Raw genomic sequence first — 24131 nt, forward strand, 5'->3', positions numbered from 1 at the left:
AAACATATCTTTGCCCTTGTAATTTTCTCGAATAAACCCTTACCGATGAAGACCAATTTTGTTGATGAATTAAAGTGGAGAGGCATGTTGCACGACAGTATGCCAGGCCTGGAAGAACATTTAAGCGAAGCTATGCGAAGTGCTTACGTAGGTTTTGACCCAACGGCAGATTCGCTACACATCGGTAATTTGGTGCCTATTATGTTATTGGCGCATTATCAGAGAAGCGGGCATAGACCTGTGGCTTTGGTCGGTGGTGCAACGGGTATGATTGGTGACCCTTCAGGGAAATCGAGCGAACGAAATCTGCTCGATGAAAAAACTCTACGACACAACCAAGAGGCGATAAAAAACCAATTGGCTCATTTTTTGGATTTTGAAAGTGATGCCCAAAATGCAGCAATTCTGGTGAATAATTACGACTGGATGAAAGAATTCTCCTTTTTGGAATTCATTCGTGATGTCGGTAAGCATATCACAGTCAATTATATGATGGCCAAGGATTCTGTAAAGAATAGAATTTCTTCGGAATCTACTTCAGAAGGTATGAGTTTTACCGAGTTTACCTATCAACTGGTTCAAGGGTATGATTTTCTGCATTTGTACAAAGCCAATGACTGCACCATACAAATGGGCGGAAGTGACCAATGGGGGAATATTACTACAGGAACGGAACTGATTCGTCGTATCGGTAACGGTAAAGGTTTTGCTATTACCTGTCCACTGATTACCAAAAGTGACGGTTCTAAGTTTGGAAAGTCCGAAGGCGGTAACGTCTGGTTAGATGCTGAGCGTACTTCGCCTTATAAATTCTACCAATATTGGTTAAACAGTAGTGATGAAGACGCCGAAAAGTATATTAAAATATTTACGTTTTTATCTCAGTCTGACATTGAATCGCTTGTAGAATCACACAAAGAAGCACCGCATCAACGTCAGTTGCAACGCCGTTTGGCAGAAGAGATTACAAAAATGGTACACTCGGAAGAAGAGTTTGAAAATGCGGAGCGTGCCTCTAATATTCTTTTTAGTAAATCCTTTAAAGAAGATATTGCAACCTTAAATGAGCGTACATTTTTAGATGTGTTTGAAGGTGTGCCACAAGCTGAAATCACAACATTAGATTTTGAAAGCTTGGACATGATTGGAGCATTATCTGCCCAGACCAATTTTTTAGCATCTAACGGAGAAGCCAGGCGCGCGCTTAAAGAAAACTCAATTTCCGTGAATAAAGAAAAGGTAAAAGAAGATTATCAGTTGACATCCAAAGATTTAATTAATGATAGATACATTATTTTAAATCGTGGAAAGAAAAGCACTTACATTATAAAAGTGGTATAAAAGAAAGTGCCCGGTAATCACCCCGGGCACTCAACCAACCAATCAACTTTAAAACTATAATCAGTTTTTCTTTTTCATAGAAATTAGAAATCTTTTATAGCTTCCCAATTTTTGTCGGCTTTTTTCTGTAAACCTTTCACATTATTTTCTCGCCAAGTTTCTAGGGTGTTATTACCCCAAGAATTATAGAATAAATAGAGCTTTCCGTCTCGTATTTCAAAAGTTTCAGGGTCAATACCGACTTTCTTGGATTTCACGGCAACCGCGTAAGCGCAATAGCCACCGTATTGTGGTATATACTGTTCAGGATTTTGCTTGAAGGCCTCAAGATTCGTCTTAGAACTGAATTTAAATTTTACGCCATCATGTGTTAAACTGAATTCTTTTTTGCCTTCCACAGCTTTGTTTTCAAAATAGGAGACTACATCGTAACCTTCGGCGACATAACCTTTTTTAAGATTGTAGTCAATTGATTGTCCAATAAGGTTTAAGCTGAAGATTGAAAACGTAATCAACAAAAGATATTTCATAATGTGTGGTTTTAAAAGTTAGTCTTTATTTTGAAGCTTTACTTACAAAGCCATCAAGTTACAACCTCTAATATCACTATGGTCAAAACGTCCGATAACTTCGAAAGTACAATCATTATAAACACGTCCCAAGTCTTGCGTGGCGATAAATGAACAAGAATTGACATTGGCCAAATCGATAATATTTAACCCGCCAGACTTACCAATAGCTTGAATACTGAAGGGGTCTTCCGTTTCTCGTGTGAGAACGCGCATCCAAGGCGGACATTCAAATATACCATTACCTTTAGAATAGGACTGACTCAACAGCTCCGTCATACCATACTCGCTATGAATGTGGTCAACCCCAAAGCCTTTTTTCAGAATGTTATGTAATTCTACTCTGATGATTTCCTTGCGTCGTCCTTTCATGCCACCAGTTTCCATGATGATGGTATTCTTCAAGTTGAAGGATTGGGTTTCAATTAAATCCAATAACGCGAAAGAGACACCAATCAACAGTGTCTTTTGGTTTTGGTTTTCAAGATGTTGAAGGGTTGCTGATAAGGCATTTAAATCATTTAAATAAAAACCACTTTGAGGATGCTCGGAATCTTTAATCAAACGGTCTGCCATATAAACAAGTGAAGACCCTTCGCGCTCTAAATAGTTGGGCAACAAGGCAAGAATGGCATAGTCCTCAATAGTGCCATAGAAATGATTGAATCCCTTTATAAAACTCTGCTCGTAAATGTTTATATCAGTAACATGGTGTTTGCTGGTGATACTTCCCGTTGTTCCCGAACTTGAAAACGTAATGTCAATTGGAGCACCAGAACTAACAACAACATGCGACTTAAAAAACTGAATAGGTAAAAACGGAATATCTTCAATTTGATTAATATCGCTCGGATGTTTGTACAGCAAATCACAGTAAGAACGGTAAACCTTATTATGTTCATGCTGAAACCGAAAGACATCTAAGGCTACTAACTTAAAGTCGTGCTCAGAGGAAATGGTAAATATGCGTTTGGTGAGTTCCACAGTTCAAAATTAGACAAAATAAAAAACGCTACCCGTATTGGATAGCGCTTTTTCAATATCTAAAAATAAATGCTTAGTTGATGACCAATTTCTTAGTTACCGTTGCTTCATTTTGTGTTAGTCTTAGTAAGTAAACACCAGACTTTAAGTTAGAGACATCTAAACGCTCATTTTTTAAAGTTTCATTCTTTACTTGCTTACCGAGAATGTCATAAACCGCAACCTGAACGTCATCATTGTTCACTGTTGAGATGTTGACGTAACCTTCTGATGTTGGGTTAGGGTATAATGAGAAATTGAACGATCTAACGTCAACATTAGAAAGGGTCATTGGAGTAACTTGAGCATAAGTTGTTCCAATGCGTAACTCATCAAATAACAAAGAAGGAGTTTCTCCAGCAGAATCTTGTCGTAAAAAGAATCTATCAATTACATTTGTTGGGTTTGCATCTGTTTCAGTAAAATCAGGTGCTGGTTCCGCTCCGCCTAAGCTTGTTGGGTTTATCCATCCTTTGATAGAGCCATTTGTAGGGTCATAACTCATTACAACCAGGACGGTGTTTCCTTCGCTATAAGTTCCAGAAAATACTATCCCATCGGTCGAGGAGCTTAAAGATGTTATTGCCATATCATAGGTAGAGGATACAGGATCTGTATTTGGTCGAACCCAAACTCTAACGTCGTACCCAAAATCTGAACCAGCCAAAGCGGCGATATAGCCTCCATCGGCAAGGTCGGTTATTGCGCTTAAGTCGGCAACATTCAATAGAAATGAAGAATAAACAGGGCCCAACGTTGTTGGGGTGAATTCTAATTTAGACTCCATACCACTGCCATCAAAAGTCACATGGTTTCCAGTTTGTGAATTCCCAGCTAAACCTGTGTAGGTTAAGCCTCCAGGCCCGGCTATTACAATGTCATCACCAGAATTAATGTTTGACCATATGTTTTGATCGCCTAGATTTTGACCCACAGTATAATCAAAACCTTCATAATAAGGTAGATTTTGAACAATATTATTAACTGTGAAATTTACGACAGAGCTAACTGCTGGAGTTAGGGGCATCCCTGAGTTATCTACCAATTCTACCGTTAGAGAATGCGGACCTGCAGATAACCCCGTAATCACAATTGCACTAGCGTCAAATTTATTAATAGCCGCATCCGAGTCAATTGTGTATTGGATATAACCGTCTCCAGAATTATCACTCGCACCCATTCCATTATCATTAGAAACCGTAAAGTTTTGAACATCTAATGTTGCATTAAAGCCAGCGGTTCCAGAATTTACAGTTTCACCTTCTGTAGGTGCTATGATGGATAAACTAGGATCAGTTACTGCGCCAGATTCTAATAAAATATTATCGATACCCGCATAATCTGAACCTCCATTTTGTCTAGCTAAAATTGTAAATCTTACGCTTGAAGTACCATCAGGCACAACCTTCGAAAAAAGGCTCCATGCACCACCTGTATCTTTGGCCATCGACTCTTCCCCTTGAGAGACGTCATCAAAAAAGAATTCGACCCTTATGGTATCTGTTGAGTCGAAACCAACAGTTTGGAAATAGAATGTCAGTAAGATGTTCGTCTGACCAGAGACGTTCACATTTGAGAAGGCCAAAGTGTGATCAAAAGCTCCTCCTCCATTAGTGTTTTCTAGATCTTGCATTCCCCAGAAATTCGTACCATTTTGAGGATTTGTAATTGTCCCAACAGACGTGACATTTGCCCAAACGTCGCCACTGACATTATAAGTGCCTGGAGTTTCAATAAAAGTCCAAGTATCTCCTGAAGCGCCTTCAAAATCTTGAGCAGCGAGAGTTGTCTGCCCAAAAGACGCTACCGAAATTAAAATCGTAAAAAGTAAAAAGTAAAGTTTTTTCATAATGTGTTTTGTAAAATTAGCACGTAAATATACGAAGAAATTAAAGTAACCTTTGACGTAATTGAGACTGATTAAGTGCTCTTTACAATATAATAACATTGACTCCATCACCTTGTAGGAAAGTCTTTTCAAATATCAGTGTTATGGTAATGTTACCATTAAAACGAGCGCATTAGATTTTTAACGATTAACCTTATATTTACAAAGATTTAATCTTTCAGTTGTGAAGAAAAAGGACATCAAGATTTTACTGGTGGATGATGAACCAGATATTCTAGAAATTGTAGGATACAATTTATCTAATGAAGGCTACCAAGTATCTACAGCAGAAAATGGTGCTGAAGCTATTGTTGTTGCTAAAAAACAAAAACCCCATCTTATCATTCTGGATGTGATGATGCCCGAGATGGACGGTATTGAAGCCTGCGAGCGTCTCAGGGAAATCCCGGATTTGAGCGAAACCATAATTACATTTTTAACTGCAAGAGGTGAAGATTACTCACAAGTTGCTGGTTTTGAAGCGGGTGCAGATGATTATATCACAAAACCCATCAAGCCTAAAGTCTTGGTTAGTAAAGTGAAAGCCTTATTGAGGAGACTTAAAGACAACAATATTAAGGTCGATAGTATTCTTAAAATCGGGGATTTGGTCATTAATCGCGAAGAATATAAAATATCCCACAAAGGCAAAGAGATTATTTTACCACGTAAAGAGTTTGAATTGTTATCTTTATTAGCAACCAAGCCTAATAAAGTGTTTAAGCGCGAAGAAATCCTAGACAAAGTCTGGGGTAATGAAGTCGTGGTTGGCGGTAGAACAATCGATGTTCATATCCGAAAACTCCGCGAAAAAATCGGTGATAAATCCTTTAAAACCGTTAAAGGTGTTGGTTACAAGTTTGTAGACTAATGCAAAGAAATTTCAGGAGAACATATAAGTTCGCCATAATGACAGCGCTCTACCTCACAATTTTTGTGACCTTATTGATGGTGGTCTTCTTTTACGTCTTACACCAACTCAAATGGCAAATGCTGTTCTTCCCTCTGATTTGCTATCCGTTGTCTTTTGTCATTGTGCAATACCGTGTTGAGCGATTTATATACCGGCGCGTTAAAAAGATTTATGACGATTTAACCTTGTTAGAATCTGCTGATTTAAGGCGTCAACCCATCACCACCGATATGGGAACGTTAACCAGACAGATAGACCGATACGCCAACGAGAAAAAACTAGAAATTGAAACCCTTAAAGTGCGTGAGGAATACAGAAAGGAGTTCATTGGTAATGTGTCCCATGAACTAAAAACACCGCTATTTACGGTGCAAGGATATATTGAAACCTTACTCGGTGGTGCAATGGACGATAAAAAACTACGCGAGAAATACCTGTCTCGAGCTAGTAAAGGTGTGGAACGACTTAGCTATATCATTAAAGATTTGGATATGATTACCAAGCTCGAAGTCGGTGATTTAAGTTTGAATAAGCAACGGTTTGATATTATTGAATTAGTTAAAAACGTTTTTGATTTATTCGAAATGAAAGCGGGGAAAAAGAAAATCACGCTCGATTTTGACCGTGACTACACCAAACCAATTTATGTTTTTGCTGATAAAGAACGCATTCAGCAGGTGTTAACCAATCTCATTGTAAACAGTATTAAATACGGAAAAGAGAAAGGCACCACCGAAGTCAATATTGAAAATCTCATAAAAAATAAAATCATTGTTCGCGTTACGGATAATGGCGAAGGAATTTCCAAGGATAACATTCCACGTTTGTTTGAGCGTTTTTTCCGCATAGACAAGAGTGGCTCACGTAAGGAAGGTGGCTCCGGACTCGGTTTGGCCATCGTTAAACATATTATTGAAGCTCACGACGAAAAATTATATGTAGAAAGTGAAATCGGCGTCGGCTCAGAGTTCTCATTTACGCTCGAAAAAGCGAAATAAATCTTCAAAATCAATATTTGAAGTTTGTGTTTTAAAGCCTGAATAATCTACAACAGCTTTTAATTTTTCAAGATTAAATTCAGTTTGAAGACAGCATGGTGCTATATTTAATTCGTCTAAGCGTTTTGCTAAATACTCTTGTTCAAACTGTCCGGGCGTTGGAATGAAAAAAGCCTTCTTTTCAAGCGACGCTAAGTCCATAATGGTACTGTAACCAGAGCGAGCCAATACGATTTCGCTTTGGTTTACGGCAATTTCCAAGTCGGCACTTATCATGTAATCTACAAAATACACATTGCCTTCAATCTTTTTTTGATTATCTGAAGTCACTACACCACGAACAAAAAGCATCGGTTCAGTGTAATTTCTTAATTGGTTTCTAAGGCTATTTTCTAACAACGTGCGTTGGGGTTCTGGCCCCGATAGCAAAACCAAGAGTTTGTATTTAAGGCTCAAGTCTTTTTTCTTTAAGCGCGAAAGAGGGCCAATATATTTAACAGGAATTTTATCAAATTTTGAATGGCCTAAATTTCCACTTAGACTCGGTTCGTCTTTAAAATCTGGAACCCAGCAAACATCGAATTTTGAAATAAGTTGTTGTTGTAGTTTTGAACTCAGCCATGTTGTTGCGCCACTCATCACATTGAGTTGATGAGTGATAAAAACTGAAGGCACATTAGGATGTCTTACGCCATACCGATTGTCGGAAATGATACCATCAATCTGATGCCTCTTTACATAATTTTGAACAACTTTTTTTTCGGATTTAATCGCCTTCAAAATGGAGGGTGCCAGCTTCAAAAAATGCGATTTAAAGTTTCCGTTTTCAGGATAAGTGATGTTATAAGAAGGTAGTTCTAAATAATTAAGATTCGGAAATTCCTTCCGAAGTAAATCCAATGCCAGCCCATCCGAAGCTATGGTGACTTGAAACTTAAAATCCAGCAACGCATTAATGATGGGGATACACCGTGTGGCATGTCCCAATCCCCAATTTAACGGTGCAACCAAAATTCGTTTCATAAAAGCTATAGCTTGTCCTAAAATCTTTGCTTAGTTTTGCCAAAATATCAAATAAAAGTGGGAAGTAAGAACAAATTAAGACGCTTTAAGGAAAACGAAACCTTTGCCAACGTCCACCAGCCGACGCGCGATGAACTTGTTGGTGCAGATTTTGATTTAAAAGGGCAATGGAGAACAAAGGTTTTTAAAAACGACAATCCCGTAATTTTAGAGTTGGGTTGTGGTAAAGGCGAATATACGGTCGCTCTGGCACAGCGATTTCCAGACAAAAATTTTATTGGAGTAGATATTAAAGGCGCCCGATTTTGGCGTGGTGCAAAAACAGCGATTGAGGAAAATATTCCGAATGCCCATTTTCTAAGAACACAAATAGAACTGATTGACCATGCCTTTGCAGAAAACGAGGTTGATGAAATATGGATTACCTTCCCAGACCCGCAAATTAAGTACAAAAGGACCAAACACAGAATGACTAACCTACAGTTTTTAGAGCGCTACAAAAAAATTCTAAAACCGGGTGGATTGATGCATCTCAAAACCGATAGCGAGTTTATGCATGGCTATACGTTGGGCTTGTTGCATGGCGCAGGCCATGAGGTGTTGTATGCCAACCATAACGTCTATAAGTTAGAAGGAAGCCCAGATGAGGTAACCTCGGTACAGACCTTTTACGAAAGTCAATATTTAGAACAAGACAAAGCAATTACGTATATTCGGTTTAAAATCAACTAAACTTGAGTATTACCATTATCTTCTTCCTTGGGCTAATTGTGTCCTTAATTGGAGTTATTCCGCCTGGATTGCTCAACATGACGGCCGCAAAAATTAGCTTAAAAGAAGGTGCGGGGAGAGGCATTATGTTTTCTTCTGGGGTTTCTTTAGTGGTTTTTATTCAAACCTACATTGCCACCATTTTTGCACGCTATTTATCCAATAGACCAGATATTGTAGAGATTTTGCAACGTGTGGCTTTTGTACTTTTTGTGCTCATTACCATTTACTTTTTGGTACTGGCCTCTAAAAACCCTGAGCCAAAAGTGGAAACGGAAATTACCAGTCGTCACGGACGTTTTTTTCATGGAATGTTACTATCTGTGCTTAATGTTTTTCCTATTCCTTATCAGGCTTACATGACTATTACCTTGGCTTCTTGGGGTGTTATGGATTTTGAACGCCTGAGCATCATCACTTATGTTACGGGAGCCGCAATGGGTACCTTTGTAATGCTCTATATGTATATTTTCTTTTTTGATAAAATTAAGGACAAGGCGTTTACTTCACAAAAAAACATGAATTACATAATTGGCGGAATCACCGGAATTGTGGCGCTCGTTACATTCATTAATATTTTAATGGAAATCTAATGAAGCCAGAAACGCTTGGTTTTTTTGAAAAAGTGTATGATGTCGCTAGATTGATTCCTGAAGGGCGCGTCACAAGCTACGGTGCTATAGCCAAATATTTGGGTGCTGTAAGAAGCGCACGGATTGTCGGTTATGCCATGAATGGCTCCTTCGGAAAGGATGTGCCAGCGCATCGCGTGGTGAATAGAGTTGGTTTATTAAGTGGTAAACATCATTTTGAAGGCACCAACCTCATGCAACAACTTCTCGAAAACGAGGGCATAAAAGTGAAGGATAATCAAATTCAAAATTTTGAAAAGCATTTCTGGGACCCAACTAAAGAATTAGAGGAGTTTGAAGGATAAATAATTCGAATCAAAGCATCAAGCAATTCAATTTAAATCATTTCTAAATACAACATTTCATAGTATCTTTGCTGTTTAGAATTAGTCTTAATAAAGAGTTTCCTGTCTATCAGGATATAGTATGAAAATAAACAAAGTAGATATACAAAATGCCCTTAAAACCATCACAGTGCCTGGCGAAGGCGCCAATATGGTAGAGAGTGGCGCTGTAACCAATATTGTCACTTTTGCCGATGAGGTCATCGTGGATTTAACTATAAGCAATCCAAGTCTTCAGGCACGCAAAAAAACCGAAGTGGAAATCATGCAAGCCATTCACAGAATGGTGTATGAAAAAGCTCAGGTAAAGGTCAATATTAAAGTAGAAGCACCAGTAGAAAATAAAACCAATGTTATCAAAGGGAATCCTATTCCTGGCATAAAAAATATCGTTGCTATCGCTTCTGGTAAAGGTGGTGTCGGAAAATCTACGGTAACAGCCAATCTTGCCGTGACCTTAGCTAAGATGGGTTTTAATATTGGGATTTTAGATGCTGACATTTACGGACCTTCAGTGCCGATAATGTTCGATGTTGCTTCCGAACGCCCGCTCTCAGTAAATGTGGATGGCAAATCAAAAATGAAGCCAGTAGAAAATCATGGTGTAAAAGTACTGTCTATAGGATTTTTTACTCGGCCAGACCAAGCTGTTATATGGCGAGGACCAATGGCATCCAAAGCATTAAATCAGATGATTTTTGATGCCGCTTGGGGCGAGTTGGATTTTCTTTTATTGGATTTACCACCAGGAACAGGTGATATTCACTTAAGCATTATGCAGGCCCTTCCCATTACAGGAGCCGTTGTGGTGAGTACACCGCAAAACGTGGCTTTGGCCGATGCCAAAAAAGGAGTGGCCATGTTTCAGCAAGAAAGTATTAATGTTCCTGTTTTAGGGATTATTGAGAATATGGCGTATTTCACGCCGGCTGAATTACCAGATAACAAATACTACATCTTTGGCGAAAAAGGAGCTCAATATTTGGCGCAAGATTTAGACGTGCCATTTTTAGGTGAAGTACCTTTGGTACAGAGCGTAAGGGAAGCAGGTGATATCGGAAGACCTGCCGCTTTACAAGAAAATACACCAATCGCTGATGCCTTTAATGACATTACAAAAAATGTTGTAGAACAAACTGTGGCGAGAAATGAGAATCTCCCTGCGACCGAAGCTATTAAGATTACCACAATGGCGGGCTGTTCAGCCGTTAAAAAATAAACTATGAATTCAGAAGAATTAAAACAAAATGTCGAAAAGGCATTAGATGAAATAAGGCCATTCCTTCAAAGTGATGGCGGAGACATTTCGCTGTTGTCTATCGAGGATGGTAAAAGCGTAAAAGTTCAACTTTTGGGGGCGTGTACGTCTTGTAGTGTTAATCAAATGACCTTGAAATCTGGTGTGGAAATGACTATTAAAAAGTATGCACCACAGATTGAACAAGTGATTAACGTTGAGTAGCTAGTTTATATGATTAAAACAGATATTCTAATAATTGGGGCTGGCCCAACAGGCTTGTTTACCGTTTTTGAAGCAGGTTTATTAAGGTTGAAATGTCATCTTATTGATGCCTTGCCACAGCCAGGCGGTCAGTGTTCTGAAATATATCCCAAAAAACCGATTTATGATATCCCTGCCTATCCCGAAATTTTGGCGGGCGACCTTACCGATAAGTTGCTAGAACAATGTAAGCAATTCGAACCTGGATTTACTCTCGGCGAGCGCGCAGATACTATAGAAAAACAAGAAGATGCGAGTTTTATCGTAACTACGAACAAAGGGACAAAACACCAAGCACCAGTAGTAGCAATTGCAGGAGGTTTAGGAAGTTTTGAACCGCGTAAACCACTCATTCACAACATTGCAAATTTTGAAGACAAAGGCGTAGAATATATCATTAAGGACCCAGAACTCTATCGGAATAAACGTGTGGTTATTGCTGGAGGTGGTGATTCTGCTTTAGACTGGAGTATTTTTTTAAGTGATGTCTCCAGCGAAGTAACGCTCATCCACCGACGTAATGAATTTAGAGGACATCTAGACTCCGTCGAAAAAGTACAAGAACTTAAAAACGCTGGAAAAATAAACCTAGTGACTCCAGCTGAGGTTATAGGTATTCTTGGTGATGAGAAAGTTGCTGGTGTGGTGGTTAAACAAGCCGAACATATTGAAAAGGAATTCGAAATTGAGTGCGACCATTTTATACCCTTATTTGGACTATCTCCTAAACTCGGACCTATTGCCAATTGGGGTTTAGAGATAGAAAAGAATGCCATTAAGGTTGACAATTCTTTAGACTATCAAACGAACATCCCAGGCATCTTTGCCATTGGTGATGTTAATACTTACCCTGGTAAATTGAAATTGATTCTCTGTGGTTTCCATGAAGCTACGTTGATGTGTCAATCTGCTTATAAAATTATTAATCCAGGAAAACGTTATGTCATGAAATATACAACTGTAGCTGGTGTTGATGGATTTGACGGTACACGCAAGGAAGCGCCGAAGGCAGTTGTAAAAAAGATTGAGTAATTTTACTTTCTAATCTTTATGTTGCAAATAATTTAAACCCAAAATTTACGAAATGAAAATTCTCAATTTATTACTTGGAATCTTAATCGGATTATTAATTTTGGCTTGCTCATCAGATGATAATGATGATGATCAAAGCCAAATTGAATCTGATTTTACAATAAGCGGAACCGAATATTCTATCCCGAATGGATTTATTTTGTCAGCCTTTGACGGAACTAATAACAGTAAACATGCAATTTATCTAATAAACGGAACTATAATTAACAACGAATGGTACGGTGAAGCTTGTGATTTCTCCAACAACTTGACTCAAGGCGTTATTTTTAATGTAACCTCAAGTTCTGCAACTGAATTGGCTAACGGAACTTACAACTACGAATTAAATACGACTGAACCATCGCTAAATGAAACCAATATTGCAACTAATATTGTTGTAGAGAATAATTGTATAATTAGCTCAAATGACATTGACGAAAATCAAATAATTTCAGGGAATTTAACAGTCGAACGTACCAATAATATCTACACGCTAAACTTTACATTTGTGACTAATGATTTCGGAACCGTAAATGGTAGCTACGTCGGAGCATTACAATTAACCCAAGATTTATCTGATTAAAGTTTGTGTTTAAACCCATTGTTAGGTTATAGCCATTGAGTTACTTAATCGGAATCAATTCACATTTGTTATCTTTCGTTTATCGCTAAATCACAGCTAATATTCCGTAACAAACCTTATATAAAACATTATACTTAGCTTTCGAAGCATCTCAAAATGGAAAACCACGACATAAAAATTACCATTATCGACCGCGAGGGGATTACCCACAAAGTGGAAGTCCCGACGGACATGGCCATGAACCTAATGGAAGTGGTACGTTCTTTTGAACTGGCGCCGGAAGGGACTATTGGTGTTTGTGGTGGTATGGCGATGTGTGCTTCCTGCCAATGTTATATCAAGTCAAATCACGAGTTACCTGAAATGCAAGATGACGAAGAAGCCATGCTGTCTGAAGCATTTTACGTCGAAGATAACAGCCGATTGGGATGCCAAATACACATTACACCAGAGCTTGAAGGTTTGGAGGTAGAGTTGGCGCCAGAGTCTTAAATAAGCAGTTATTCCGTTTTATAACCCGCCAAATTCTGAGGGCCCTCCAAAAGCGTCCTAACGATTTTTAAGGCTCCATCATCAGAAGTTTCAATATTCCATTTTACTAAGGAAATACTCCCGTTTTCAATTTCTAAGCCTGTGATACTACGTGGATGTACACAGCTTCCGTCATTGAAGTATGCGATGTCGCCTGGTTCAGGGAATCGTGGGCGATGTGTGTGCCCGACCACGGTAATGAGGTTGTCTTTCTTAATAATCCATTTTTTGGTACGACGTTCAATTTTAATGAGTTCCTTGTAGTTTTTCGCCGGACTTGTAGGGTCGGCAATGCCCATAACGTTTAAAGGTTTCCAAAGGATGCGTACCATAAATCGACTCCATTTCCAAAACAAGAAATTCCACCAATCGGCTTGGTGACCGTGACACATAAAAAGTTCTTGGCCTGTGTCTTCATTTTGAAGTATAAGTGCTTCGTTATAAACGATATCACAAAACAAGTCCATGTCTTTTCCTGTCTTTTTATCGAAATAGGAATACAGGTGTTTTTTTACATAATCTGGATTGCGATACACCATATCATGATTGCCCCATACCATGTGAAGACGCTCTTCGTCATGAAAGCGTTTCAAAAGCATGTACACATTTTTGTGGGCGTAGAAAATTGATTCAAACGATAAATTTTCCCAAAGTTCGTCACCATCGCCTAACTCGCAATACTGAAAGCCTTCGTTATAGTAATGCTTCAGGGCATGGAAATAGATATTCCGATTGTTTGCAAAATCATCCGCAAAGCTATTATCGCCACGATGACAATCACTGAAGATGACAAATTTGGATTCCGAATTAAAAGGAATTCGTTTGGCATCGTTATAAGCCCTATTTAATCTGCTCTTGGAAGACATTTCAGCAAATTACATAAAAAAAGCCTCATTTTGATTGAGGCTTATGGACTATTTATTTGTCAATGGAACACCGTGGTAAGGACAGTAACTCCATTTACCATTGTGTAGTTTTTTGGTTACCGAGCACTGTTTTTCTTGTAATAAACTACCAAGCGGTAGTTCTGTGCCTGTTTCGTAATCGCCCAACGTGAATTGGATGTAACCCTCTTCAAACACGTTTATCGGCGATTTTTTATTGTCATATATGAAGAAATTCATATTCTCGCCCATTGGACCTAGCATATTACTAATCATTGGTTTCATCATACTTATAAAGTTACGTGTATCTGCATTCAGCTCTTTTTCGCCAATCAATCGTAAATCGGTTCCATTATAAGTGACGGTGAATTCTTTTTGAATGTGATCCACGTCCTCATAATTGATGCCACCAAACACCCCAATTTTACCTTTAAGTGCAATGACGATAGTGTAATCTTCAACTAGGCTGACAATTTCTTGGGCTTCACTAGCTGAGATTGATGGATCTTGTGAAAATGAGGCTTCCCAGAATTCATTCGGTATCCACCAAATAAATTCGACTAAATCGGGGCTATCACTGCTAAATTGTGTTTCTGTGGTTAAGGCATCTAGACTTACCTCATTATTTGGCTTTTGTTGCGCTACTGCGCACAAGCTCAACAGGGCTAGGCTTACAATGAATATATGTTTCATAATCTTTACTTTATTTAAAAGCATTAATACCTGTGATATCCAACCCGGTAATCAACAAATGAATATCATGTGTGCCTTCATATGTAATTACACTTTCTAGATTCATCATATGGCGCATTATAGAGTATTCCCCAGTAATTCCCATACCACCGAGCATTTGTCTGGCTTCACGTGCAATTTTTATGGCCATATCCACATTATTTCGTTTGGCCATAGAAATTTGTGCTGAGGTTGCTCTATCTTCATTTTTTAGTTGTCCTAATCTTAAAGCTAGAAGTTGTGCCTTTGTAATTTCGGTAATCATTTCCGCCAATTTCTTCTGTTGTAACTGGAAACCTGCAATAGGTTTTCCAAACTGAATACGTTCTTTAGAGTAACGCAACGCAGTATCGTAGCAGTCCATTGCGGCGCCGATAGCGCCCCAAGCAATACCATAACGAGCCGAATCCAAGCAACCAAGAGGTGCTCCTAATCCAGATTTATTAGGTAATAAATTCTCTTTTGGCACTTTTACATCCTGAAAAATCAATTCTCCAGTTGCGGATGCTCTTAATGACCATTTGTTGTGCGTTTCTGGTGTGGAAAAACCTTCCATGCCACGCTCAACAATCAAACCATGTATACGGCCTTCTTCGTTTTTAGCCCAAACAACGGCAACATTACAGAATGGAGAATTACTAATCCAAAGTTTAGCGCCATTCAATAAGTAATGGTCACCCATATCTTTGAAGTTGGTCGTCATTCCAGCAGGGTTACTTCCATGGTCTGGCTCTGTAAGACCAAAGCTTCCCATCCATTCACCTGAAGCTAACTTAGGCAGGTATTTTTGGCGTTGTTCTTCAGTACCGTATTTCCAAATAGGATACATCACCAAAGACGATTGTACCGAAGCCGTACTACGAACTCCAGAATCGCCCCGCTCAATTTCTTGCATAATAATACCATAAGAAATCTGGTCTAATCCGGCACCGCCATATTCTTCAGGAATGTAAGGTCCAAAGGCACCAATTTCAGCAAGGCCGTTAATGATTTGTTTTGGGAATTCTGCCTTTTGGGCGTATTCTTCTATAATCGGAGAAACATCGCGTTTCACCCAGTCACGGGCCGCGTCTCTCACAAGTTTATGCTCGTCAGAAAGTAGGTCATCTATGTTGTAATAATCTGGAGCTTCAAATAAATCGGGCTTCATTATAAATTGCTTTAATCGTTGGAATTATACTTGAAATGGGCGTAAAAAATTACCAAAAACCCATTATGGGTCAAATGTAACGAAAACGTTTGCATTGCCCAATGGCGAACTTACATTTTCAGGTAAAAATCTTTGGTGAGATTGACGTAATCCTCAGTATAATTATGTCGCTCTTTTTCAATAATTAATTCTGAAGTTTGAAGGTCTGAATCCTGATATGAAAATTCAATCAAACTCCGAACAATCCCAGAATCCGGATTGCCTTTAACACGACATACTCTAGAAGATTTTAGCCCAATTTGAAATGCTAAATCTATGAGATGCTCTTCTTCCTTGTAAGGTAGTATTAATGAAAACAGACCATTTTCTGAAAGTAATTTTGAAACTGCATATACCAAATGTTCAAATGGCATAGCATCTTGAAACCGCGCTGTATCTCTGGCTTCATTTTCTGTTTTGTAATCTTCAGCGTAAAATGGTGGATTGCAAATAAAACTATCGTAGCTGTCGTCAATTTCTTCTGCAAATTCTAATAAAGACGCATGGTAACAAAATAAGCGGTCTGCCCAAGGCGATTGTTCAAAGTTTTCTGAGCATTGCTCATAGGCATCAGGGTCAATTTCCAAGGCATCTATGGTTATTGCGTTACTACGCTGTGCCATCATTAAGGCGATAACCCCTGTGCCTGCACCAATGTCTAGAATGGTATTTGGATTATGATTTAATGAAGCCCAAGCACCTAATAACACCCCATCCGTGCCAATTTTCATGGCGCATTGGTCTTGATTAACTGTAAACTGTTTGAATTTGAATGGTCTTTCCATTTTTCTGTCATGCTGAACTTGTTTCAGCATCTCATAAAGATTTGTATAGATTCTGAAACAAGTTCAGCATGACAAATCATTGAATATAAAGGTCAATAAGACCCTCTGGCGTATCCACTACAATCCTTTTATTGTTTCTATCCACCTTAACAATAAACTCGTCATTCATGGGAATTAAAATTTCTGTGCCATTGCGGTCAATTTCAAAAAGGGACTGTGCTGTGCTGTCGTTAATGCCAGTGATTGTGCCAACTTCTCCGAAGTTTTTATCTTCAATTTTAAACCCGATGACTTCATGGAAATAGAATTTATCGCCTTCAAGCTTTGGAAGCATCTCTAAAGGCAAGTATAATTCGGTTTTTATAAGGGTATCGGCGTCTGCCTCGGTAGTAACATCTTCAAACTTTAAACGTAATAAATCCGATTTATGCAATTGTGACGCTTCAATAAAAAATGGAACAAGGTTACCACGTAGATCAATAAATATGGCATCTAAATTATCATAAAGCTCGGGTTCATCGGTATCTAACTTAGCTAGGACTTCTCCTTTAAAGCTGTACTTCTTTACGATTTTTCCGAGGTAAAAACAATCTTCTTTTTTCATGACACTGCCCGCGGAAGCGGGTATCTCTTTTATATAGATCCCGCTTTGTAGCAGGATTTGTTCAATGACGTGTTGTCTACAGTCAAAATACGATTTCACAAAAAACCCTGACGTTTCTTTCAGAAAGTCAGGGTCAAAAGTATAAAATCTTAAAGTTTTACTCTTCTTCGTTTGCTACTTCAGTATCTGCCGCTGCTGCACCTTCTTCGGCTGCAACTTCTAAAGCTTCAACTTCTTCAGTAGCGTCTACATTCTCCTCAACTTCTGGAGTTGCGGCTGCAATACGTGCTTCGTTTATCGCTTTTTCAGCTTCAAGAGCTTTAGCTCTAGCATCCGCTTCAGCTTTACTCAATTTACTTTCTTTAGCTTCTACTTTAGCTGCTTTTTCTTCCACCCAAGCGTTGAATTTTGCTTCAGCTTGCTCTTCAGTTAATGCACCTTTACGTACTCCACCAGCTAAATGGTTCTTTAACATGGCACCTTTATAAGATAACAATGCTTTAGCTGTATCTGTTGGTTGTGCACCGTTTTGTAACCACTGTACTGCACCGTCAACGTTTAAGTCAATAGTTGCAGGGTTTGTGTTTGGATTATAAAATCCTAATTTCTCAAGATATTTACCATCTCTTTTTGAGCGGGAATCCGCTGCTACGATCCAGTAATAAGGTTTTCCTTTTTTACCGTGTCTTTGTAATCTGATTTTTACAGGCATAATAATTAATTAGTGAGGTTCTCGACCTCTGTTATTAATGAGGGCGCAAAGATAATTTATTTTTTTAATTTTCAAGACTTTAATTATGAAGAACTTATTTTAAAAAATAATATACTTTTGAGATCTATTATTCGTTTCGAATAAACAATGCTACAAAACAATTACATCATGAAGAAATCTACATATCTCTTGGTTTTACTTGCCTTTCTTATGTTAGGGTGTACAGATAATGTTGAATTTAACAATCCGGCCATGCAAGCGAATCAAGAAGGTGAAACTTGGAAAGCTGATTTTTTTGCAGCGGATATTGATTTTGGCGGCTTCCTTTTTGAAGGCCGAAGAGGTGCGGAAGTGTTACAATTGATTGCTTCAGACGATAGACGCGGTTCCTATGAAATTGGACCAGAGACGGGATCGGTCGCTATTTTTAAAGATGCAGACGGCACCATTTATTCAACCAACAATATGCCAGACCCAAGTATCAGTGTATATCCCGGCGAAGGGTTTCTTGAAGTAACGGATGTTGATGATTTTGATCCTAAACGTGTTATAGGTAACTTTTGGTTTAATGCCTATTCTGAAGACGGATTACGTTCCGTTAACTTTATTGGTGGTGTACTTTATAAGGTGTCATTAACTGGAGGTCTTCTTGCGCTTCCGGATTAATTCTGTTTATAGTATTTTTCTTTCATAGATTTCAATTATAGAGCATTACGCCCCTTAATTTAAAAGGATTATTGGGATTCTTGTTAATTTTCGTTAAAAGAAGTCTTTTTCTTACAAAATATGTTAATTTATTTGTTAAATCGAACACTTTTGCTTATACTATATATGCAGATGTGAAACGATACGCATCTATAAATAACTTATTGAAATTAAAAATGATTAGAACGAATTATGAAGTATTCAGAAAAAATTTCAAACCAATTAAACGAATTATTAGTCAAAAATTATGACGCAGAAAAAGGGTATAGAAATGCCATTGAAAATGTAGATAGTAGTGACTTAAAGATTTTCTTTACCAACCGAGCCAATGAGCGCGAAACTTTTGCGGAAGAAATCAAAACAGAGATTAACCGTTATAATGAGACACCAAAAGAAAATGGCAGTTTTACAGGAACGATGCACAGAAATTGGATGTCGCTAAAATCAACCTTCTCAACAAACAACGAGGAAGCGATTTTAGAAGAAGCGATTAGAGGTGAAGAAGCAAGTCTTGAAGATTACAATGATGTACTTTCGGACAGAGATTTACCGCCAACAATCGATACCATGTTGACCAAACATAGAGATGCCATACAAGCATCCATCAACACGGTGAAAGTAAAAGAAGAATTGGTATCCTAAGATACTGACAGGTTAAGATAAAAAATCAGCCATTTGGCTGATTTTTTTGTTTACAACTGTTCATAAATTCATTTTATAAAACTTCAATTTCTCAGTAGATTTATGGGCTGTCTTTTAATCAATGCTGATTCAGATTTTTCAATAAGAAATTTCTTTATAATCTGGCATTTTTTGACTTTTCAGTAAATAAATTTAGAGTATTCATTTCTCCCCAAGCCTGTGCTGAGCGCAGTCGAAGTAGGGAGACCAAGAGGGGCTTTTTTCATGTACTTAATTTTCGATACCGAAACCACCGGACTTCCAAAGCGTTGGGATGCGCCAATAACCGACACAGACAATTGGCCAAGAGCCATACAAATTGCTTGGCAACTGCATGACGCTATGGGGAATTGCATAGAACATCAGGATTATTTGATTCAACCAGACGGTTTTAATATTCCTTATGATGCGGAAAAGATTCACGGCATTTCAACCGAATTGGCGCAAGAACAAGGTATGCCGTTAGAAGAGGTTTTGGGAAAATTCAATACCGCACTTTCAAAAACAAAATTTGTCGTCGGTCAGAATGTAAAGTTCGATTTGAATATCATGGGCGCAGAGTTTGTCCGTGAGTCTATTGATAACCCACTGCAAGACTTACCCGTATTAGACACCTGTACCGAGCATACAGCGGAACTCTGTAAAATTCCAGGCGGTCGCTATGGAAAATTCAAACTCCCAACGCTAACCGAATTACACGAATACCTCTTCAACCAACCTTTCGCCGAAGCGCATAATGCTACAGCCGATGTTGAAGCAACCACACGTTGTTTTCTCGAATTAATCCGAAGAAAGGAATACACCAAAGAGCAGTTAGATGTTCAGCCCTATTATTTTGAAAAGTTCTCCCAAGAAAATCCAGGTGAAATTGAAACCATTGGCCTAAAACATATCAATCTTAAGCGTGAAAGTGCTAAGATTAACGAGCGACTTCAAAAAGCGCAGTCGGATATTGTTTCTCAAAATGTGTCTCGAGAAGACGTAGCAAAGTTAGCGCACGTTGATTTTGTGCATCTACATAATCATTCGCAGTTTTCCATCCTTCAATCCACCATCAGTATTAAAGATTTAGTGGAAGCGACAGCCAAGGAAAATATGCCGGCTGTGGCTTTGACCGACCATGGTAATATGATGGGTGCCTTTCACTTTGTGAGTGCCGTCTCAAACCATAACAAAGCTGTGAAAGCACAGCACGCCGAGGCAGAGGAAAATGGCGAGCCTAAAAAAGGACAGCTCATTAAACCTATTATTGGTTGTGAGTTTTTTGTTTGTGAAGACCGATTTGACAAAACCCGAAAAGACAACGGCTACCAAATTGTCATCTTGGCTAAGTCGAAAAAAGGCTATCACAACTTGGCAAAATTATCGTCTTCTGCCTTTACGGAAGGCTTTTATTATGTGCCAAGAATCGACAAAAAAATCATCGAGCAATACAAGGAAGATTTAATCGTCTTAACCGGAAATCTTTACGGTGAAGTGCCTAGCAAGGTATTAAATGTCGGTGAAAATCAAGCCGAAGAGGCCTTGCTGTGGTGGAAAGACACCTTTGGTGATGACCTTTACGTAGAATTAATGCGTCATAATCAAGAAGATGAAAACCGAGTAAATCCGGTGCTTATTGACTTGGCCAAAAAGCATAATGTAAAACTTGTCGCCACAAACAATACCTATTATGTTGAGCAAGAGAATGCCAACGCCCACGATATTTTGTTATGTGTAAAGGATGGCGAAAAACAGGCCACGCCAATTGGTCGCGGTCGCGGGTATCGTTACGGATTGCCAAACCAAGAGTATTATTTTAAGTCGTCTGAAGAGATGAAGGCGCTGTTTAGGGATATTCCTGAAGCGATTATCAATATCCAAGAAGTCGTGGATAAAGTGGAGCCTTACGAATTGGCGCGCGATGTCTTATTACCTGCATTTGATATCCCTGACGAATTTAAGTTTGAAGAAGACCAGAAAGACGGTGGAAAGCGGGGTGAGAATGCCTATTTGAAACATATCACGTTTGAAGGCGCCAAAAAGCGCTACGGTGATTTAACACCAGAAATAAAAGAACGACTCGATTTTGAATTGAGTGTCATTGAAAACACAGGTTATCCAGGCTATTTCCTTATTGTAGAAGATTTTATCCGCGAAGCCCGAAAAATGGATGTTTCTGTTGGGCCTGGCCGTGGTTCAGCCGCTGGATCGGTGGTGGCTTATTGCCTTTGGATTACCAATATCGACCCCATTAAGTACGACTTACTTTTTGAGCGTTTCCTAAATCCTGACCGTGTGAGTATGCCCGATATTGATATCGACTTTGATGATGAAGGTCGAGGTCGGGTTATGGATTATGTGATTCAAAAATATGGCGCTAATCAGGTAGCGCAAATCATTACTTATGGAACAATGGCGGCCAAATCCTCAATTCGGGATACGGCACGAGTTCTGGATTTACCGTTGGGTGATGCCGACCGGATTTCAAAATTGATTCCAACCATGTCCAAGCTCAACAAGATTTTTGGACTATCAGAAAAAGAATTAGGACAAAAATTCAGGGCTGAGGATTTAGAGAAAGTCAATGAACTCTTAAATATTTCCGATGGAAGTGATTTAGAAGCTGAAACCGTAAATCAGGCGCGAGTTTTGGAAGGTTCTGTTAGAAATACAGGTATTCATGCTTGTGGTGTCATTATCACTCCGGGTGACATAACCAACTATGTCCCGGTTGCCGTGGCAAAAGATTCCGATTTGTACGTGACCCAGTTTGATAACTCCGTCGTGGAAAGTGCTGGCCTCCTGAAAATGGATTTCTTAGGACTAAAAACCCTTACGCTAATTAAGGACACCGTTAAAATCGTCAAGGCGAAGCACGGCATTACGCTCGATCCTGAAAATTTTCCGCTAGATGACGAAAAGACCTATGAGCTTTTCCAACGCGGTGAAACAGTCGGAATTTTTCAGTATGAATCGCCTGGCATGCAAAAGCACATGAAGAATCTAAAGCCAACGGTTTTTGATGATTTAATTGCAATGAATGCCTTGTACCGTCCTGGGCCGATGGAATACATCCCAAGTTTTATCGCCCGTAAACATGGTGACGAAGCCATTGAGTATGACTTGCCCGAAATGGAAGAATACCTTAAAGAGACTTACGGGATTACGGTCTACCAAGAGCAGGTAATGTTGTTGTCGCAAAAGTTGGCCGATTTTACCAAAGGTGAAGCGGACGTTTTGCGAAAAGCCATGGGTAAAAAGCAAAAAGCGGTACTTGATAAAATGAAGCCTAAGTTCATAGAACAGGCGGCGGCCAAAGGCATGGACAAAGACAAGCTCGAAAAAATCTGGAAAGATTGGGAAGCCTTTGCAAGTTATGCGTTTAACAAGTCGCACTCTACCTGTTATGCATGGATTGCTTATCAGACCGCTTACCTAAAAGCACACTATCCTGCAGAATATATGGCGGCGGTACTCTCAAATAATATGAATGATATCAAAACCATTACTTTCTTTATGGAAGAATGTAAGCGGATGCGATTGCCAGTTTTGGGACCAAGTGTTAATGAGAGCTACTATAAATTCTCGGTAAATAAAGATAACGCCGTCCGATTTGGAATGGGCGCCATAAAAGGTGTTGGCCACGGCGCGGTAAAAACCATTGTTGAAAATAGAAAGGAAGACGGTAATTACAAGTCCATTTTCGATTTGGCGAAGCGCGTGGATTTAAGAGCGGCCAATAAAAAGTCTTTTGAAGGATTAGCGAATGCCGGAGGCTTTGATTGTTTCGAAGATACCCACAGAGCGCAGTATTTTGCTCATGATGGTGATGGTATCACCTTTTTGGAAAAAGCTATGAAATATGGTGCCAAACATCAGGAAAATGAAAACTCGGCCCAAGTAAGTTTGTTTGGCGAGGCCAGCGATGTTCAGATTGCGGAGCCTCAGGTACCACCAGCAGAAACTTGGGGTACGATGGAGAAATTGGCGCGCGAAAAAGAAGTCGTGGGGATTTACATATCCGGTCATCCGTTGGATGATTTTAAAACCGAGATGAAGTCCTTTTGTAATGGTGTGGTTGGTGATTTTGAAGATTTGGAAAAGATGGTAGGGCAAAACATAAAGTTTGGTGGCGTGGTTACCGAAGTGCAACACCGCGTGAGCAAGCAAGGTAAGGGTTGGGCCATGTTTACAATTGAGGATTACTCCGATAGTTTTGAATTCAGGATTTTTGGCGAGGAGTATTTAAAGTTTAGGCATTTTCTGGTTCAAAATTCTTTTGTCCATGTTCAGGCTTATGTTCGTGAGGGTTGGGTAAATAGAGATACGGGCAAGAAAAGTGACCCAAGGATTCAGTTTAACAATTTTCAGTTGTTACATGATGTTATGGATGCCTATGCGAAGAAGCTCTCCATTCAATTGAATATAGACACACTGCAAGAAGATACTATCAAGAGCCTTGAGCAACTATTCCACATGCACGATGGAAACAATGCCTTGAATTTCCTCGTTTACGATAATAAAGAAAAGATTAAGGTAAATATGCCAAGCCGAAAGCAGAAAGTCAAGATTTCACAAGAGCTTTTGTCGGCTCTTGAAGAGCGTGAAGTGAAGTATAAGTTGAATTAGTTAGACAAGAAACAAGACGAGGGTTCAGGCTTAATAAGAA

At 39.0% G+C, this 24131-nt stretch carries 24 protein-coding genes; 14 read left to right on the plus strand and 10 right to left on the minus strand.

Annotated features, from left to right (window positions below; translation table 11 throughout):
- The first annotated feature begins 45 nt into the window (after window positions 1-45).
- The gene (gene tyrS / locus ACFOSX_RS04985; protein WP_386097625.1) at window positions 46-1341 is read left to right on the plus strand and encodes a tyrosine--tRNA ligase; all 1296 of its coding nucleotides are present in this window, start codon (window positions 46-48) and stop codon (window positions 1339-1341) included.
- 83 nt (window positions 1342-1424) lie between these two features.
- Here the strand turns inward: tyrS and ACFOSX_RS04990 are convergent, their stop codons facing one another.
- The 3 genes from ACFOSX_RS04990 to ACFOSX_RS05000 all read right to left on the minus strand — a co-directional run bounded on the left by ACFOSX_RS04990 (window position 1425) and on the right by ACFOSX_RS05000 (window position 4782).
- The gene (locus ACFOSX_RS04990; RefSeq protein WP_386097627.1) at window positions 1425-1871 is read right to left on the minus strand and encodes a YHS domain-containing (seleno)protein; all 447 of its coding nucleotides are present in this window, start codon (window positions 1869-1871) and stop codon (window positions 1425-1427) included.
- A gap of 42 nt (window positions 1872-1913) precedes the next feature.
- A complete protein-coding gene (locus ACFOSX_RS04995; RefSeq protein ID WP_386097629.1) occupies window positions 1914-2894 on the minus strand; it encodes a LuxE/PaaK family acyltransferase in 981 nt (326 codons plus the stop codon).
- A gap of 73 nt (window positions 2895-2967) precedes the next feature.
- Window positions 2968-4782: a T9SS type A sorting domain-containing protein gene (locus ACFOSX_RS05000; protein WP_386097631.1), complete on the minus strand. Its 1815-nt coding sequence runs from the start codon at window positions 4780-4782 to the stop codon at window positions 2968-2970.
- 223 nt (window positions 4783-5005) lie between these two features.
- Between ACFOSX_RS05000 and ACFOSX_RS05005 the strand changes: the two genes are divergently transcribed.
- Window positions 5006-5692: a response regulator transcription factor gene (locus tag ACFOSX_RS05005; protein WP_386097633.1), complete on the plus strand. Its 687-nt coding sequence runs from the start codon at window positions 5006-5008 to the stop codon at window positions 5690-5692.
- A 38-nt stretch (window positions 5693-5730) separates the two neighbouring features.
- Window positions 5731-6732, plus strand: coding sequence for a sensor histidine kinase (locus ACFOSX_RS05010; protein ID WP_386097635.1), 1002 nt, complete (start codon window positions 5731-5733; stop codon window positions 6730-6732).
- Here the strand turns inward: ACFOSX_RS05010 and ACFOSX_RS05015 are convergent.
- The gene (locus ACFOSX_RS05015) at window positions 6706-7755 is read right to left on the minus strand and encodes a glycosyltransferase (protein WP_386097637.1); all 1050 of its coding nucleotides are present in this window, start codon (window positions 7753-7755) and stop codon (window positions 6706-6708) included. The two genes, ACFOSX_RS05010 and ACFOSX_RS05015, sit on opposite strands and share 27 nt — an antisense overlap.
- A 57-nt stretch (window positions 7756-7812) precedes the next feature.
- On the opposite strand from ACFOSX_RS05015, the gene trmB reads away from it, so the two are divergent.
- The 8 genes from trmB to ACFOSX_RS05055 all read left to right on the plus strand — a co-directional run bounded on the left by trmB (window position 7813) and on the right by ACFOSX_RS05055 (window position 13149).
- Window positions 7813-8487, plus strand: coding sequence for a tRNA (guanosine(46)-N7)-methyltransferase TrmB (gene trmB / locus ACFOSX_RS05020; protein ID WP_386100223.1), 675 nt, complete (start codon window positions 7813-7815; stop codon window positions 8485-8487).
- Window positions 8488-8489: 2 nt separating this feature from the next.
- Window positions 8490-9119, plus strand: a complete 630-nt coding sequence (locus ACFOSX_RS05025) for a LysE family transporter (RefSeq protein WP_386097639.1) — start codon at window positions 8490-8492, stop codon at window positions 9117-9119.
- The gene (locus ACFOSX_RS05030; RefSeq protein ID WP_386097641.1) at window positions 9119-9463 is read left to right on the plus strand and encodes an MGMT family protein; all 345 of its coding nucleotides are present in this window, start codon (window positions 9119-9121) and stop codon (window positions 9461-9463) included. The genes ACFOSX_RS05025 and ACFOSX_RS05030 overlap by 1 nt, the downstream gene beginning before the upstream one ends.
- 121 nt (window positions 9464-9584) lie before the next feature.
- Window positions 9585-10721, plus strand: a complete 1137-nt coding sequence (locus tag ACFOSX_RS05035; protein ID WP_386097643.1) for an Mrp/NBP35 family ATP-binding protein — start codon at window positions 9585-9587, stop codon at window positions 10719-10721.
- A gap of 3 nt (window positions 10722-10724) precedes the next feature.
- On the plus strand, window positions 10725-10964 hold the full coding sequence (locus ACFOSX_RS05040) for a NifU family protein (RefSeq protein ID WP_386097645.1): 240 nt from the start codon (window positions 10725-10727) through the stop codon (window positions 10962-10964).
- Window positions 10965-10973: 9 nt separating this feature from the next.
- Window positions 10974-12035, plus strand: a complete 1062-nt coding sequence (locus ACFOSX_RS05045) for an NAD(P)/FAD-dependent oxidoreductase (RefSeq protein ID WP_386097647.1) — start codon at window positions 10974-10976, stop codon at window positions 12033-12035.
- Window positions 12036-12087: 52 nt separating this feature from the next.
- Window positions 12088-12657, plus strand: coding sequence for a hypothetical protein (locus ACFOSX_RS05050; protein WP_386097649.1), 570 nt, complete (start codon window positions 12088-12090; stop codon window positions 12655-12657).
- Window positions 12658-12813: 156 nt separating this feature from the next.
- A complete protein-coding gene (locus ACFOSX_RS05055; RefSeq protein WP_386097651.1) occupies window positions 12814-13149 on the plus strand; it encodes a ferredoxin in 336 nt (111 codons plus the stop codon).
- 8 nt (window positions 13150-13157) lie between these two features.
- Here ACFOSX_RS05055 and ACFOSX_RS05060 read toward each other — a convergent pair whose 3' ends face one another.
- The 6 genes from ACFOSX_RS05060 to ACFOSX_RS05085 all read right to left on the minus strand — a co-directional run bounded on the left by ACFOSX_RS05060 (window position 13158) and on the right by ACFOSX_RS05085 (window position 18094).
- Window positions 13158-14054 (minus strand): serine/threonine protein phosphatase, encoded by an 897-nt coding sequence (locus tag ACFOSX_RS05060; RefSeq protein ID WP_386097653.1) that lies wholly within the window; start codon window positions 14052-14054, stop codon window positions 13158-13160.
- 48 nt (window positions 14055-14102) lie between these two features.
- The gene (locus ACFOSX_RS05065) at window positions 14103-14765 is read right to left on the minus strand and encodes a hypothetical protein (protein ID WP_386097655.1); all 663 of its coding nucleotides are present in this window, start codon (window positions 14763-14765) and stop codon (window positions 14103-14105) included.
- Window positions 14766-14775: 10 nt separating this feature from the next.
- The gene (locus tag ACFOSX_RS05070) at window positions 14776-15954 is read right to left on the minus strand and encodes an acyl-CoA dehydrogenase family protein (protein WP_386097657.1); all 1179 of its coding nucleotides are present in this window, start codon (window positions 15952-15954) and stop codon (window positions 14776-14778) included.
- 110 nt (window positions 15955-16064) lie between these two features.
- Window positions 16065-16778 (minus strand): tRNA1(Val) (adenine(37)-N6)-methyltransferase, encoded by a 714-nt coding sequence (locus ACFOSX_RS05075; protein WP_386100226.1) that lies wholly within the window; start codon window positions 16776-16778, stop codon window positions 16065-16067.
- Window positions 16779-16854: 76 nt separating this feature from the next.
- Window positions 16855-17382 carry a ribosome maturation factor RimM gene (gene rimM, locus ACFOSX_RS05080; protein WP_386097659.1) on the minus strand — a complete coding sequence of 176 codons (528 nt, stop codon included), beginning with the start codon at window positions 17380-17382 and terminating at the stop codon, window positions 16855-16857.
- 157 nt (window positions 17383-17539) lie between these two features.
- Complete coding sequence (locus tag ACFOSX_RS05085; RefSeq protein WP_386097661.1) at window positions 17540-18094, minus strand: 30S ribosomal protein S16; 555 nt, start codon at window positions 18092-18094, stop codon at window positions 17540-17542.
- 168 nt (window positions 18095-18262) lie between these two features.
- Between ACFOSX_RS05085 and ACFOSX_RS05090 the strand changes: the two genes are divergently transcribed.
- From ACFOSX_RS05090 to dnaE, 3 genes are all read left to right on the plus strand, one after another.
- Window positions 18263-18760: a DUF6252 family protein gene (locus tag ACFOSX_RS05090; protein WP_386097663.1), complete on the plus strand. Its 498-nt coding sequence runs from the start codon at window positions 18263-18265 to the stop codon at window positions 18758-18760.
- Between the two features lie 231 nt (window positions 18761-18991).
- Window positions 18992-19441 (plus strand): ferritin-like domain-containing protein, encoded by a 450-nt coding sequence (locus ACFOSX_RS05095; RefSeq protein ID WP_386097665.1) that lies wholly within the window; start codon window positions 18992-18994, stop codon window positions 19439-19441.
- 264 nt (window positions 19442-19705) lie between these two features.
- Window positions 19706-24091: a DNA polymerase III subunit alpha gene (gene dnaE, locus ACFOSX_RS05100; RefSeq protein WP_386097667.1), complete on the plus strand. Its 4386-nt coding sequence runs from the start codon at window positions 19706-19708 to the stop codon at window positions 24089-24091.
- Window positions 24092-24131 lie beyond the last annotated feature (40 nt).

It is taken from the genome of Winogradskyella maritima, from assembly GCF_042650215.1.
Taxonomy (GTDB): Bacteria; Bacteroidota; Bacteroidia; order Flavobacteriales; family Flavobacteriaceae; genus Winogradskyella; species Winogradskyella maritima.